This window comes from Microbacterium sp. Kw_RZR3 (assembly GCF_029222405.1).
In the GTDB taxonomy this organism is placed as follows: Bacteria; Actinomycetota; Actinomycetes; order Actinomycetales; family Microbacteriaceae; genus Microbacterium.
This window is the reverse complement of sequence record NZ_JARHXC010000166.1, coordinates 1-14,706: the sequence shown is the minus strand read 5'-3', so window position 1 is coordinate 14,706 and position 14,706 is coordinate 1. Positions and strand designations below refer to the sequence as shown.

General features: G+C 70.0%; 13 protein-coding genes. 6 read left to right on the top strand and 7 right to left on the bottom strand.

What is annotated here, in order from left to right; translation table 11 throughout:
• Nucleotides 1-50 precede the first annotated feature (50 nt).
• Nucleotides 51-1,718, bottom strand: coding sequence for an ABC transporter substrate-binding protein (locus P2P98_RS08770; RefSeq protein ID WP_275799221.1), 1,668 nt, complete (start codon nt 1,716-1,718; stop codon nt 51-53).
• 308 nt (nt 1,719-2,026) lie between these two features.
• Between P2P98_RS08770 and P2P98_RS08765 the strand changes: the two genes are divergently transcribed.
• The 3 genes from P2P98_RS08765 to P2P98_RS08755 all read left to right on the top strand — a co-directional run bounded on the left by P2P98_RS08765 (nt 2,027) and on the right by P2P98_RS08755 (nt 4,037).
• Nucleotides 2,027-2,893: a fused MFS/spermidine synthase gene (locus P2P98_RS08765; protein ID WP_275799219.1), complete on the top strand. Its 867-nt coding sequence runs from the start codon at nt 2,027-2,029 to the stop codon at nt 2,891-2,893.
• 97 nt (nt 2,894-2,990) lie between these two features.
• Entirely contained in the window at nt 2,991-3,518 is a 528-nt protein-coding gene (locus tag P2P98_RS08760) for a tetratricopeptide repeat protein (protein ID WP_058596724.1), read from the top strand.
• 30 nt (nt 3,519-3,548) lie between these two features.
• On the top strand, nt 3,549-4,037 hold the full coding sequence (locus P2P98_RS08755) for a SprT-like domain-containing protein (RefSeq protein ID WP_058596723.1): 489 nt from the start codon (nt 3,549-3,551) through the stop codon (nt 4,035-4,037).
• Between the two features lie 108 nt (nt 4,038-4,145).
• Here P2P98_RS08755 and P2P98_RS08750 read toward each other — a convergent pair whose 3' ends face one another.
• A complete protein-coding gene (locus P2P98_RS08750) occupies nt 4,146-4,772 on the bottom strand; it encodes a 2-phosphosulfolactate phosphatase (RefSeq protein WP_275799216.1) in 627 nt (208 codons plus the stop codon).
• Between the two features lie 80 nt (nt 4,773-4,852).
• On the opposite strand from P2P98_RS08750, the gene P2P98_RS08745 reads away from it, so the two are divergent.
• On the top strand, nt 4,853-5,359 hold the full coding sequence (locus P2P98_RS08745; RefSeq protein WP_275799213.1) for a hypothetical protein: 507 nt from the start codon (nt 4,853-4,855) through the stop codon (nt 5,357-5,359).
• Between the two features lie 29 nt (nt 5,360-5,388).
• Here P2P98_RS08745 and P2P98_RS08740 read toward each other — a convergent pair whose 3' ends face one another.
• From P2P98_RS08740 to P2P98_RS08730, 3 genes are all read right to left on the bottom strand, one after another.
• Nucleotides 5,389-6,042, bottom strand: coding sequence for a response regulator transcription factor (locus P2P98_RS08740; RefSeq protein ID WP_275799210.1), 654 nt, complete (start codon nt 6,040-6,042; stop codon nt 5,389-5,391).
• Nucleotides 6,043-6,080: 38 nt separating this feature from the next.
• Nucleotides 6,081-7,238, bottom strand: a complete 1,158-nt coding sequence (locus P2P98_RS08735; protein WP_275799207.1) for a histidine kinase — start codon at nt 7,236-7,238, stop codon at nt 6,081-6,083.
• A gap of 93 nt (nt 7,239-7,331) precedes the next feature.
• Nucleotides 7,332-7,820, bottom strand: a complete 489-nt coding sequence (locus tag P2P98_RS08730) for an Lrp/AsnC family transcriptional regulator (RefSeq protein WP_058596719.1) — start codon at nt 7,818-7,820, stop codon at nt 7,332-7,334.
• A gap of 105 nt (nt 7,821-7,925) precedes the next feature.
• Between P2P98_RS08730 and P2P98_RS08725 the strand changes: the two genes are divergently transcribed.
• Nucleotides 7,926-9,335: a DUF6421 family protein gene (locus tag P2P98_RS08725; protein WP_275799204.1), complete on the top strand. Its 1,410-nt coding sequence runs from the start codon at nt 7,926-7,928 to the stop codon at nt 9,333-9,335.
• Nucleotides 9,336-9,496: 161 nt separating this feature from the next.
• On the top strand, nt 9,497-10,195 hold the full coding sequence (locus P2P98_RS08720; RefSeq protein WP_275799201.1) for an SDR family oxidoreductase: 699 nt from the start codon (nt 9,497-9,499) through the stop codon (nt 10,193-10,195).
• 90 nt (nt 10,196-10,285) lie between these two features.
• Here the strand turns inward: P2P98_RS08720 and P2P98_RS08715 are convergent, their stop codons facing one another.
• Together P2P98_RS08715 and P2P98_RS08710 are read right to left on the bottom strand one after the other, a co-directional pair.
• Nucleotides 10,286-11,875: an MFS transporter gene (locus tag P2P98_RS08715; RefSeq protein WP_275799199.1), complete on the bottom strand. Its 1,590-nt coding sequence runs from the start codon at nt 11,873-11,875 to the stop codon at nt 10,286-10,288.
• A 120-nt stretch (nt 11,876-11,995) separates the two neighbouring features.
• A partial coding sequence (locus tag P2P98_RS08710) for a DEAD/DEAH box helicase (protein WP_275799197.1) occupies nt 11,996-14,706 on the bottom strand: 2,711 nt, incomplete at its 5' end.

Here is a 14,706-nt window from a genome sequence, read left to right as displayed (position 1 = left end):
AGCCGTGGGCCCCTACTCCCTCGAGGGGGACGGAGCCCACGGCATCCGGATCACTCGGTGAGTTCGATCTCGTTGTAGACCTCGTCCTGCACGGGGCTGGCCGGGTACGACTTCACGCGCTTCGCGAAGGCGAGCGTCGGCACCGGGTTCGCGAGCGGGACACCGGGCAGGAACTGCGCGATCTGCTCGTTCACCGCCTGGTACGCGGGGTCCTGCTCGGCCTCGGTCGCGATGCCGCGGGCCGAGGTGAGTGCCGAGAAGAGCTGGGCGTTGTCGAAGCCCCACTCGTTCGACTTCCCGCCGAAGAACGTGCCCACGAAGTTGTCGGGGTCGTTGTAGTCGCCGGTCCAACCGAGCAGGTGGATGCCGTGCTCGCTGCCGCCCTGGATGAGGTCGAGGTACTCGCCCCACTCGTTCGACACCGGGTTGACGACGATCCCCACCGCCTGCAGCTGCGACTGCAGGTTGGTGAAGATCTGCTCGGGGTTCGGCATGTACGGACGCGAGATGTTGACCGGGTAATTGAAGGTCAGGGTCAACGGGTTCGCCTCGGTGAAGCCGGCCTCGGCGAGGAGGGCCTTGGCGGCCTCCTGGTCGAAGTCGTACGTCGTGACTCCGGAGTTGAAGCCGATGACACTCTCGGGCATGAACTGGGATGCCACGGTGGTGCCCTCGGGCAGCACCTGGGTCACCAGCTGCTCCTTGTCGATGGCGTGGGCGATGGCTTGGCGCACGCGGATGTCGGCGAGCGCGGGGTCGGCCTGATTCATCCCGAGGTAGAGGATGTTGAACGGGTCGCGGTTGGTGAGCATGTAGCCCGCGCTCTCGAGCGCACCGAGATCGGCCGGCGCGACGAGGTCGTAGCCGTCGATCGAGCCGGACTCGAGAGCCTGACGCCGTGCGGTGGTGTCGCCGATCACGCGGAAGATGACCTGCTGCACCTGGCCCTGCTCGCCCCAGTACCCGTCGAACGCGGTGACGGTCGCTTCGGCACCCGGCTCCCACGAGTCGAACCGGAACGGGCCGGTACCGGTGGGGTGCGCCTGGGCGTACTCGCTGAGCGTCGGCGCCTCGGACGTGCCGCCGACCTCGTCGGCCTGGTACTCCTGCAGGGCAGTGGGGCTCTGGATCGCGAAGGCGGGGAGCGAGAGCGCCGGGATGAAGCCGGCGAACGGCTCGGTCAGTGTGATCGTGACCTCGGTCGGGCTGGTCGCTTCGCAGCCCCCGTAGATGGAGGTGCCCGTGTCGGCGTAGCCGCGCATGATCTTGCCCCAGTAGTAGGACAGGCTCTCGGACTGCGCGATGCCGGTGAAGTTGTTCTGCCGGTCGAAGTTGAAGCAGACCGCGTCGGCGTTGAAGTCGGTGTCGTCGTGGAACTTCACGCCCTCTTTGAGCTGGAAGGTGTACGAGAGCCCGTCGTCGGACTGCGTCCAGCTCTCGGCGAGCATGGGCGCGGGGTCGGCCGTCCCCGACTCGACGCCGACGAGTCCCTCGAAGATCTGCCGCGAGATGCGGAACGACTCGCCGTCGCTCGCGAACGCGGGGTCGAGGCTCGACGGATCGCCCGAGGCGCCGAAGACGAAGGTGGAGTCGACGTCGCCGCCGGCATTGCCGCCGCCGTTGTCGTCGCGCTGGCTCGTGCAGCCCGAGAGGGCGAGCGCACCGATGGCGATGATCGCGCCTCCCGCGAGCACGCGGGTACGGAGATTTTCTTGCATTTTTTGTTGTGACCTTCCGGGGGGAGGAAAGGAGGAGCCCGACGGCGCTGTCACTTCGTCGTGCCGCGCTCCGCTTGCTGTTCCCCCGACCGTACAGGTCGCAACGGCCGCTGCCCATTGCCCGTGTGTATCGATCGTGTTTCGGGTGGGCGGGCAGGATGCCACAGCGAAACGGCGCGGAACACCCACTTCGCGCAGCCCGGCGACGTGCGGCGCAGCGATTCGCTCACCAACGCGCGCGCCCGCCGCCTCCGCGGGCGGCACGGCGGCATCCGGAGCGCCCGGACCCGAGGGCCTAACGTGGAGGAATGGCTCGAATGCGCATCGAACCCGACGACGCCCCCACCGCACGACTGTCGGACGGCTCGATCGCGCGCGTCTCGCCGTCGGGCTTCGTCTCGGGCTTCGAGCTCGTGGTCGACGGCACCCCGCAGTCGCACGTCGACCTCGACGACCCCACGCACCTGCACTTCGAGTACATCGCCCGCATGGGCGCGGTCATCGATCGACTCCGGATGCCGGGACAGCCGCTGACCGCTGTGCACCTGGGTGCGGGGGCCCTGACCCTCCCCCGGTACGTCGAAGCCACACGGCCGGGCTCGCGGCAGCAGGTGATCGAGCTCGAGCCGAAGCTGTGGGACCTCGTTCGCGAGAACCTCCCCCTCCCCCGCGGAGCCGCGGTGCGCGTGCGGATCGGTGACGCGCGCGCGGGCCTCTCGCGGCTTCCCGCCGGCCTCACCGGCGCCGTGGATCTCCTCGTCAGCGACGTGTACTCGGGGGCGCAGACGCCCGCGCACCTGACGACGGTGGAGTTCTATCGCGAGGCCGCACGCCTGCTCGCACCCGATGGCGTACTCCTCGTCAACGTCTCCGACGGCCCCGGCCTCGCGTTCGCGCGACGTCAGGTCGCGACGGTGCGCGAGGTGCTCCCCGAGGTGATCCTCCTCGCCGAGGTGCAGGTGCTGAAGGGCCGCCGGTTCGGCAACCTCGTGATCGCCGCCTCGGCGGCTCGCCTTCCCGTCGAGTGGCTGCCACGCCTCATGGCCGCCGGCCCGCACCCCGCGAAGGTGTCGCAGGGGGCCGAGATCGAGGAGTTCGTCCGCGGTGCGCGTCCGGCGACGGATGCCGACGCCACACCGTCTCCCAAGCCCTCGGCATCCCTCTTCGAACGCTGACCGCGGGGCGGTCTTCGAGCGCTGACCGCGTGGCGGCTGGGCACATCGGCCTTCGCGACGCAGACTGGAGACCATCGGCCATTCGGGAGGAGCGACGGTGAGCTATATCCGCGGGTATGACCCCGACACATTGCGCGAGATCACTGACTCTCGTGAGTGCGCGGAGCGTCTCGACGAGATCGGCTCGCAGCGCAGCCTCCCCGCCCTGCTCGAGCGCGTGTGGCTGCTCAAGGTGCTCGACCGGTTCGACGAGGCCCTCGCGATCTCGGAGCAGTCGGTGCGCGTCGCCCGCATGGCAGGCACCCGCCGCGACCTTCTGCGCGCCCGCATCCTGCACGCGACGATCATGCAGTGCCGCGGCGCCTATGCCGCCGCCGAGCAGGAGCTGACGATGTGCGCCGAGGAAGCCGAGGGGCAGAACTGGGCGAGCATCGCCGCCTTCGCCCTGCAGCACCGCGGCAAGGTGCACTACGACGAGGGCGACTACGACAGCGCCCGTCGCGACTTCAAGCGTGCGCTGTTCCTGCGCCAGAACGCCGGAGCCACCGACGCGCAGCTCGAGTCGACGCTGCTCGCGATCGACGCCGCCGACCGTCGGCGTTCGCGCGAGGTCGTCGCGAGCTGAATGTCGTAGCCCTCGCTTAGTCTTCCGGTCATGTCCGAACTGCAGCGCGTGCGCACCTGGGCAGAGGCGCTGATCGCCCTGCACCTCGACGCGTCATGGACCTTCGGTTTCGACAACGCCAAGCGCCGCGCGGGGCTCTGCGACTACACCCGCAAGCGCATCAGCGTGTCGCGTTACCTCGCCGCCCGCTACGACGACGACACCAACCACCAGACGCTGCTGCACGAGGTCGCGCACGCCATCGCGGGCGGCGCGGCCGGGCACGGTCCGGTGTGGAAGCGCACCGCCCGAGAGCTCGGCTACGTCGGCGGAACGACCCACGCCGGCGAGACCGCCAACGAACTCGCCCCGTGGGTCGGTACGTGCCCCGCGGGGCACGTCGCCTACCGGCACCGCCGCGCGACGCGGCCGACGTCGTGCGCGAAATGCGCACCGCACTTCGACCCGCGCTTCGCGCTGTCGTGGGTCCGGCGCGACATCAGCCGCGCGACGCGCCTCGCGGCGGCGACGCCGCGCTGACGCGCATCGCAGATTCGGACCTGCGTCGCAGATTCGGACGAAATCCCGCGCTTCATCCGAATCCACGCCCCATCTCCGAATCCACGCCGCACCACGCCTCGCGACCGTTCAGCCCGCGCGGAACGCGCCGTCGATGAGGGTGGGGACGACGGATGCCGCATCCCGCGCGGCCGCGGTCTGCACCACATCCGCGCGCCCGGCGTCGGTCAGCGACCGACCCGTGCCGCTCGCCGAGAGGAGATGACGGGCCGCACCGCGGAGAGCGCGATACCCCTCGCCCGCGAGGGCCGCGTCGGGCGAGGCGTGGTCGATGCCGAGGTCGCCGAGCGCGGCGATCACGGCCCCTGACCCCAGGAGGTCATCGACCGCGAAGCGGAGGGTCTCGGCATCCCGACCGTCGGGGTACCCGACCGCGATGAGGGAGATGCTCGTCCGCGCTGCGCGCGCCGTCTGGATCTCGAGCACGCGGTCGGCCACGGCACGCGCGTTCCGGATGCCGCCGACGAGAACGTCCCCGGCGTCTCCGGCCGCGGCGCGCACCAGCGCGGCGGTCGGGAGCCCCTCGACGGGCAAGATCGACCCCGTCTCGATGGCGGCGAGCGCGTCGGCCGAGAGGCCGAGTGTCTGCACCAGGATCACCACGTCGGCGGGGGCGAGGCGGCCGAGGCCCGGCCGGCCCCAGTCGAGACGCACCTGGTAGTTCGCTTGGGCGTGCGGGGTGGGGTCGTTCGGCATCCCCCGAGCCTAAGCCGGGTGCGCGCGCCCACCGCGTCAACCCGGGTGCCGCTCACCGGCGGTGCGGCAGAATTCGCTGCATGCGCATTCTGTTGAAGTTCGTGATCGATTGCGATCCGGATGCCGCGTGGCGAGCGCTCCACTCCCCGCGCGCCGTCGCGGAGCTGTACGGGCCGCTCCTCGACGTCGAAGCGCTCGGTGAGATGCCGACCTCGTTCTCATCCGGAGACGACGTCCCGGTGCAGATGAGCTTGGCCGGCGCCCTGCCCCTCGGGCGTCAGCTGATCTCGGTTGCCGATCGCGAGACCACGGACGGGAACGGTCGGGTGCGGGTGTTCCGCGACTGGGGGGTGCCGTTGACCGGTCCCCTCGCCGCCCTCGACGTCTGGGATCACCAGATGGCGGTATCGGCGGCTCCCGGTCAGCCCGGGCGGACGCTGTGGCGTGAGCGCCTCACGATCGGCGGATCCGCCGCCCCCGTGCTGTGGCCGGGGCTGTGGGCGATGTGGCAGTGGCGCGAGGGCCGCATCCGGGCTCTCGCCCCGACGTGGACCTACGACCCAGAGTCGAGCGACGACAACGCCTGACGTGGGCACGCGCCCGGACGCGCTGCCGCTCAGACCAGGCCGTGCCGATAGGCGAAGACGACCAACTGGACGCGATCACGCAGCGCCAGTTTGGAGAGGATGCGGCTGATGTGCGTCTTGACCGTCGCCTCCGAGAGGAACTCCTGCGCCGCGATCTCGCTGTTGCTGAGGCCGGCCGCCGCGAGGACGAAGATCTCGCGTTCGCGATCGGTCAGGTCGCTGTAACTGTGCGGCACGGGCTCGGCGGTGCCGTTCTCGGCGATGTGGGCGAAGAGTTCGCGGGTCGCCTCCGCCGCGATGACGGCTGAGCCGGCGTGGACCGTTCGGATGGCGGACAGGAGGAACTCGGGCTCGGAGTCCTTGAGAAGGAAGCCGCTGGCGCCACCCTGGATCGCGCGGGCGGCGGCCTCGTCGAGGTCGAAGGTCGTGAGCACGACCACGCGGGGCGCGCCGGGATCGCGGAGGATCTCCGCCGTCGCCGCGAGCCCGTCCATGACCGGCATGCGCACGTCCATGAGCACGAGATCGGGACGCATCGAGCGGACCATCTCGACGCCCTCACGACCATCGGACGCTTCGCCGACGACCTCGAGGTCGGGCTGCGAGTCGATCACCATCCGGATCCCGGCGCGGAACAGCGCCTGATCGTCGACGAGAACGATACGTACGGGGGTGGTGCTCACTCGGTCGGTTCCTCTCGGCTGTTGGTCGGGTACGGGGCTCACTGCGGCGCCCCGACGGGCAGCGTCGCTCGGACGACGAAGAAGCGCCCCTGCGGCTCAGCGGTCAAGCGGCCGCCGACGAGCTGCGCGCGCTCGCGCATCCCGATGAGACCGTGTCCGCCCGACGGCTGCGACGGGCCGTCCGCTCGGGCGTTACGGACCGTCAGTTCGACGCGATCGGGCAACCACCCGAGATGCACGTCGACGTGACGGTCGACGCCGTGGCGAAGCGCGTTCGTCAGAGCTTCCTGCAGGATGCGGTACACCGCGAGCTGGATGGCCGCCGGCGGTTCTCCGGGGGGCGCCGGATCGACATCGACCGAGAGTTCGACACCCGCGGCGCGCACGTGCGCGTACAGAGCGTCGAGATCGGTGAGCCGAGGCTGCGGCCCCTCCGCCTGCGTATGGCGCAGTTGAGTGAGCAGTTGACGCACGTCGGTCAAAGCGGCTCGAGCGGTCGTCGAGATCGTGGCGAGAGCCGCCGTAGCGGCGTCCGGGTCGGCGGCTGCGGCATACCGCGCCCCGTCCGCTTGCGCGATCACGACGGCCAGCGAGTGCGCGACGACATCGTGCATGTCGCGCGCGATGCGCACGCGCTGCTGCTCCGCGATGGTCTCGGCTTCGGCGAGGCGCTGGGCGCGACTGTTCTCCGCCGCGCGCATCGCCGTTCGCACCAGAGCTCCCGTCACCCACGCGAGCAGGAGCGCGAACGCCGCAGCCAGAAGAATGGCGAAGATCGCGAACACGTCGTTCGGCTGGACGGGCGACGTCAGCCTGCGGACGACCAGGTACAGCGTGACCAGGACGGCACCTGCGACGGCCGAGGCGAAGCCGGTCCAGAAGACCCGACGGGAACCGTAGGCCGCGGTCGTGTAGAGCACCGCGAAAATGGCCATGTCGGTCGGCGAAGGTTCTCGCCCCAGGCCCATCTGCAGGAGGGCACCCACCCAAGCCAGCGAGAGGGCGAGCCCGGGGTTCAATCGCCGCAGAGCGACGGCCCCGGTGAACGCGACGACCATGACGCTCACCCCGAGGTTCTCGAGGACAGAGGGTTCGGTCGACGCGAGTTCGAGCGCGAGAGCGAGCAGCCCGAAGAAGCCGGCGAGGACGAGGTCGGTCACCAGTTGGTATCGGCGCAGCGGGCGGAGGGAGAGCATCGCGGCAACGCTACAGACCCGCGGGAGGCGTGGCATCCGTCCCGGGATGTATTCGTGGACGCCGCCCCGGGGAAGGCGTCTGGGGAGGAGAAGTCAGGCCGGGAAATCGGCCGGTTCGATCGGCCGCGCCTCGAAGAAGGTCTGGAGCACGATCGTCGTGCGCGTGTTCACGTGCGCCGCCGCGCGGATGTCGCGGATCAGCTCCTCGAGGTCGCGCGGGGTCGGCACACGGACGAACAACATGTACGCCGCGTCTCCCGCGATCGAATGGCATGCCTCGATCGCGGTGAGGTGCGCCAGCAGCTCGGGCGCGTTGTCGGGCTGCGCGGGGTCGAGCGGCGTGATCTCGACGAAGGCCGCGAGAGGGCGGCCGAGCGCCTCGGCATCCAGGACGGGCCGATAACCCCTCACGATCCCGCGCGCTTCGAGCCGACGCAGTCGCGACTGCACGGCGGAGACGGACAGGCCGACCCGTTCCGACAGGTGCGACAGCGTCGCGCGCGCATCGAGGGAGATCTCGCGGACGATCGCCGCATCGACGGCGTCATCGAGGCGCGCGGGGCGGGCAGAAGCCTCGGTCATGGCGTCGACAGTATCAGGATGCCGCGACACTCCCCTGGTGCCATGCGTAAGTTTACCGTTAGCATGACGGATCGACAGGAATATTTCCGCTGAACGGAGGATGCCATGACCATCGCGACGCCTTCCCGCGCCTCGCACGAGTTGCTCGACGGCCGCACCGTCGCCGAGGTCGAGCTCACTCCGGCGTGGGCGCAGCTGAAGAACGCGACCGTCGCACTGCAGGGTCTGCAGGCGAGCGACGGGTCGATCGCGGATGCGGCAGCCGCCGCCCCGCTCCTCGACGACATCGTCGAGGCGGTCGAGACTCTCGCGCCCCTCTTCCCGCACGACACCGCCTACCTCGAAGCCTCGATCGCGGACTTCCAGCGCTGGCGCGACGCCGGGCTCGGCGTGCCCGATTTCCTCGACTCGCTCGTGGCCTTCCAGCCCCAGGAGCACCGGGTCGACGGCATCCGTCATCTCGTCATCTTCCCGATGTACACCCAGAACGGTTCGCGTGATCGACACCTGGAGGCGGTCCTTGTCGAGGCCATCTGGCCCGACTTCATCGCCCGGCTCGAGACCGAGTACACCAACCGGCTGTTCGTTTCGCTGCGCCTGATCGATTTCACCCCCGGATACGACACCAACTCGGCGGTCCTGTTCCCCGAGACGGTCGCGATGCGCGAGATCCCGACGTTCACGTGGGGCGCGATCTTCCAGGACCGCGAGGCCGCCCGCTACCGCCGCGTGACCCGCGCCGCCGCCGAGATCACGAAGCTCGAGCTCCCCGCGGCCGCCGCTCGCATGCTCGACGACCAGTCGCTCACCGAGCAGACGTTCGTCATGTGGGACCTCATCCACGACCGCACGCACATGCGCGGCGACCTTCCGTTCGATCCGTTCATGATCAAGCAGCGCATGCCGTTCTTCCTGTACTCGCTCGAGGAGCTGCGGTGCGACCTCACCGCGTTCCGCGAATGCGTCGCGTTGCAGGCCCGCCTGTCGGCTCGACAGGCTCAGGGATCGGAGCTGGATGCCGCGGAGCAGGCCATGCTCGAACACGCCGGGCTCGTGCAGTACGCGGTGATCTTCGACCGCATTTTCCGCTTCGCGATCACCGGGTCGCGGGTGCGCAACTACGACGGCCTCGGCGGCCAGTTGCTGTTCGCGTGGCTGCACCAGCGCCGTGTGCTGCACTGGACCGACACGTCGCTCGCCTTCGACTGGGACGAGGTCCCCGCCGCGGTGATCGCCCTCGCGGACGCGATCGACGAGCTGTACTGGCGCTCCATCGACCGCCCGAAGACGGCGCACTGGCTCGCCGCCTACGACCTGGTGCGCTCGGTCGTCACCCCGCACCCCGCGTCGGTCTGGGCGCGCGGTCTGCCCGACGACGTGCTCGCGGGCCTGCCGAAGGGGTACACCGACGCCGTGCTCGACGACGAGTTCCCGCTGTCGATGTTCTTCGAGGCGCTCGAGAAGAAGATGCGCCCCGTGATCGCCTCGACCGAGGGAATCCGCGGCACCGACTGAGACGCCGCGCGCGCTCCCGCGGCGGGCTCCCCCCGTCGAGTGTCCAGAACACGCCGTAGCCGCCCGCGGCGATACGGCGTTTCTTGGCCACTCGACGAGGGTGGGCGCGAACGGTCTCGACGTGGCGCGCGCGTCGGGACACACTGGAGGAGGGGGCGACGATGACCGACGTGGTGGCCATGGACGAAGGCGTGCGGGACCGACTGGTGCTCCTGGCGGGCGGCACGAGCGCTGCGGGGCGCTCCGCCGCCCGGTTGCTGCTCGATGCCGGGGCTCGCGTGGTGGTCGTCGGCAGCGACGACGAGCGCCTCGCTTCGGTCGCGGCTGAGATCCCCGGCGTCTCGGTTCGACGCTGCGACCTCACGGATTCCGACGCGGTCGACGCGCTCCGTGATCACGTGCATTCGGCGCACGGCCGGATCGACGGTCTTCTGCACCTCGTCGGCGGTTGGCGCGGAGGCGGCGGACTCGCAGGCCAGAGCGACGACGACTTCGCATTCCTCTTGCGGTCTCTCACGGCACTGCGACACGTGAGCCGCGCCTTCGACGACGACCTCAGAACCTCGGATGCCGGGCGCCTGGCGATCGTCTCTTCGACCTCGGTCGCGCGCCCCCTCGCGGGCGGTGCCAACTACGCGACGGTGAAGGCCGCCTCGGAGACGTGGGTTCGCGCGGTCGGTCAGGGCTACGCGAAAGACGCGCGCGACGCGGGGCGGGAACCCACGGCGGCGGCCGTCATCTTCCGGGTGAAGAGCCTCGCCGGCCTCGAGGACGCTCTGGCCGCCTCGTTCCTGGCTCTGTGGGACGACGAAGCCGCCGTGCTGAACGACGTGGTGATCGGGATCGAGGGGGCGGACTGATCCCGCCGGGCGGGCGCACCCGCCTGGCCTGAACCGAGACGCATCGTCGAGAGCGCAGGTGTTGTCTTCGGGCAGACGGCTGGCGCCCCCTCAGTCGCGCCCGCCATTCGATGGGGCGGGGGCGATCCTCGAGCCCTCGTGTCCGTCGGCACGGACAGCGTGGCCAGCGGTGGTGTCGATCGTTCGCTGCTCCTCGGGCGGAGGACCGCTCGGGGCGACCTCGACGTCGGCCCCCAGCCGCGTGGGCGCGGACACCGTGGTGCCCTCGGCATCCGGAACACCTGCCTCGACGACCTCGGCGTTCACCTCGGCCGTGCGGTACTGACGAGAGAGCGTGCGGTACGAGCGGGTGAGGAACGCCAGAGAAGCCGCGACCACCATGAACAGACCCGCGAAGACGAAGACGAGCGCGATGCCGCGGGACTGGCCGTCGCCGAGCAGCCAGCCCCACGTGGCCTTCCCCGTGTCGCCGTTCATGTAGGGGATGATCGCGAACGCCGCGGTCGGCGCGATCAGAAACGACGTCACCGGCGCCGCGGCCGACTCGGCGGCGGCGGCGAATCCGAACACCCGTCCCTGGGTGGCGAAGGGCACGACCTTCTGGATGACGGTCTGCTCGGCGGACTCGACGATCGGGATGAGCGCCATGTAGACCCAGATCCCCACCGCGAAGAGCCACCCCCATTCCCGCAGGGTGAAGATCGCCCCGAGCACGCCCATCCCGATGACGACCCACAGCATCGTTCTGATGGGATTGCGACCGAGGCCGAACTTCGCGACGAGGCCGCCCCCGACGATGAAGCCCGTCGCGCTGATCGCGAGCACGACGCCCCAGATTTCGGCGTTGTAGACCCGTCCGTCGATCTCCCATCGGTAGAGATCGAGCCCGTACGGGTCCATCAGTGCCATGTAGACGCCGCCGATGAGGTTGTTGAAGGTCGAGAAGATGATGAGCGCGATGAGCCCGGGCGCGGCGCGGACGGCGCGCCACGCTCCACGCAGATCGACGATCGGCCCCGGTTCAGCGCCTGCCGCCGGCTTCTCTTCGGCGATGCGGATGGTGAGCAGGTGCACGAGCGCCGCGAGCGTGAGCCCGATCGCGATGGCCAGCGTGCCGCCCATGCCGAGGAACCCGACGGACAGGCCGCTGAAGACGCTCGTGACCACGAACGCCAAGCCTTGGACCGTCCCGACGAGACCGTTCGCGTTGGCGTGACGCTCGACCGGGACGAGAAGGGTCACGGTGGTGGACAGGGCGATGTTCCGCATGTTCTCGACGACAGCGCCCGCGAGGATGACCGCGGAGAACACCCAGAACCACGGTCCGCCGAGATCGAGCAGGGCCGACTCGGGGAAAGCCAGCCAGAGCGCGCCGGCGACGAGGAATGCCGTGAGGGTGACGAGCCCGGAGAACACCATGACGCGGTGCTTCCGGTGTCGGTCGACGATCGACCCGAAGACCATCGCGAACACGGCGAGGAGAAGCATGTAAGCGCCGCCGACGATGCCGGTGGCCAGGACCGAACGCGTCTCGATGTAGACCCAGAAGGTGAGGGCGAACCACAGGAAGCTCGTCGTGACGTTGGCCGCCGCGGTGTTGACGAGAACCGCGAGGAAGGTGCGGTTTCCCCCCGCGGGGGTGCCGGCGACGACGGCGACGGGAGACGGTTCGGCGGACATAGCCACACGGTAGACCCGACCTCCGACATCGGCCAGACGCGCGTCGATGCGAGAGTCCGGCGGCAGCCATCCGGGGCCGTCGATCGGACCATCCCCACGGTGAACGGGCATCGCAGGACGTCAGTCCAGCAGACTCCGGATGTCGTCGGCGGTCAGGCGCGGTCCTCCCGCGAACGTGCCGCCCTCGTCGCTGCCGCCGTCGAGGACGCGCGAGAACAGCTCGGCCTTCGCCTCGCGCAACGCGACCACCTTCTCTTCGACGGTCTCGGCCGCGACGAGGCGGTAGACGATCACCGGACGCGTCTGCCCGATCCGGTGCGCGCGATCGATCGCCTGGTCTTCGACGGCGGGGTTCCACCACGGGTCGAGCAGCACCACGTAGTCGGCCTCGACCAGATTGAGCCCGACGCCCCCCGCTTTCAACGACACGAAGAAGGCGGGGTCGTCACCCTCACGGAACCGATCGATCTCCGCCTGCCGGTTCGTGGTCGTGCCGTCGAGATATCCCGAGGCGAGTCCCGCCTCGGTGCAGCGCTCCCGGGCGGCGCGGAGGAAACGCGTGAACTGGCTCAGGACCAGGACGCGGTGCCCCTCGGCGGCGGCCTCGACCAACAACTCCTCCAGGGCGTCGAGTTTCGCGGACGGGGCTTCTCCCTCGTCGACCAGGGCGGGATCGAGTGCCAGCTGCCGCAGCATCGTCAGCGATCGGAAGATCGCGAAGCTGTTCCCCTTGGCGTCGTCGAGCAGCCCGAGCAGACGCTGCCGCTCCCGGTGGAAGCGCCGGTCATAGAGCTTGCGGTGCGTCGGGTGGAGGGAGACCTCGATGATCGTCTCCTGCTTCGGCGGAAGCTCCGACGCGACGAGATCCTTCGTGCGCCGCAGCAGGAACGGCCGGATCCGGCGACGCAGGAGGTCGAGGCGCGCGGCGTCGGAGTGCTTCTCGATCGGCGTCCGATAGAGGGTCGTGAAGGATTCGCGCGTCCCGAGGAGTCCCGGCGCAACGAGCGACATGAGGGCCCACAGCTCGAGAAGGTTGTTCTCCATCGGGGTGCCCGTGATGACCAGCGTGAAGGGGACGGAAAGCGCCCGCGCGGCGCGATACCCGCGGGAGGCAGGGTTCTTGATCTGCTGCGCCTCGTCGAGCACCAGCCCGGACCAGTCGACCTCGGCGTACTGCTCTTGCTCGAGTCGGAACAATGCATAGCTCGTGACGACGACGTGCGCCCCGGCGGCCGTCTCTTGGATGCTCGTCGCGCGCCGCGCCTGCGTCGCCGTGACGACGCGCACGTCGAGCCCCGGCGCGAACGTCGCGCACTCCCGGGCCCAGTTTCCGACGACGCTCGTCGGAGCGACGATGAGGAACGGCGCCATGGTCGGATCCGCCCCGCGTGCCGCCTCCATCATGGCGATCGTCTGCACCGTCTTGCCGAGACCCATGTCGTCGGCCAGGATGCCGCCGAGTCCCTGTGTGCGCAGGAAGTGGAGCCAGTCGAGGCCCGCACGCTGGTAGTCGCGCAGGGTCGCGCGAAGACCCGCCGGCGGATCGACAGTCTCGAGCGCTGCATCGTCGGTGAGCCCCCTCACCCGCAGCCACCACTCGGCCTCTTGCGCGGCGATCATGCCCAGCTCCGACAGGTCATCCCACAGACCGACGTTGTACCTGTTCAGCTTCAGCTGCGACTCCGGCCGGTCGGCGAGCGTCCGGGCCTCATCGATGACCGCACGCAAGCGCGCGAACTCGGGGGTGTCGAGACGGACGTACTCCCCATCGCCGAGGAAGAGCACCCTGTCGCCGAGCGCCAAGGCCGTGTACAGGTCGGTGAAGTCGACCTCGACGTCGCCGACGCTGACTCGCGCGTGAAGATCGAACCAGTCACTGCCGTCGTCGGCGGAGGTGCTCAGTTCCACGACCGGAGCCTCGGGTGCCGCGCGGTAGTCCCGCCCCGCGCCGGTGACGAGCACGCGCACATGATCGACGTCGCGAAGGCGCGGCAGCACCTCGACGGAGAGGATCGCCGCCGCCGCCGGAACGAGCGGCCTCGGAGGCGTCGTTCCCGACGGGTACGGCTCCGGGAGGGTGATCCGCGCATCGGAGGCGACGGCGGAAGCGGTCGCCCACACAGCGCTCTCGTGCTCGGGGTGGTGGCGTCCGCGCGTGGTTGAGCGATCCCACCGCGCCGCGATCGATGCCCCGTCGCCCTGGTGGTCGACGATGAGTTCGAGTACCGGCAGAGGAGCGGCGGGCACCTCGACGGTGCCACGTGGGGACACGACGGGCGCATCGAGCTGGAGGCGCGGCAGGTAGTCGGCCAGGAAGGTGTCGGCGCTCGCCGCGTCGATGGTGAGCGCGTTCGGGCGGGCGAGGAGTCCGCGCACGGGTGCGGCCGCCGGGGTCGACAGTCGCGCGAGGGTGATCCTTTCGTCGGCGCCGTCGCGATCGGCGACGAAGGCGACGGCGACGGCCGGGTCGCCCACGACCCAGGACGACAGCGAAGCGACCTCTTCGGCGACGCCCTCAACGATGCCGCGCATCTGCAGGCTCGACCCGCGTCGCTCGAGCGCGACAGCGGCGCGGACGGGCTCGGCGGGGATCTCCACCGGGTGGTGCACGCCGGAACCGGAGACGATCGGGACGCCGGCCGCGCGGACCGCGTCGAGCTGCATCCACAGCGAGTGCGGCGGGACCGCGGAGAGCGGCATCCATTCGTCGGAGAGGAACGCACCCGGTCCGGACCGTCCGAGGCGGCCCAGGCTGTCGAGGGCGGCACGCGCCGCAGGATCGGCCGGCAGCGCCGCGAGAGCCGACCACCCGGCCCGCCCCTTGATCCACG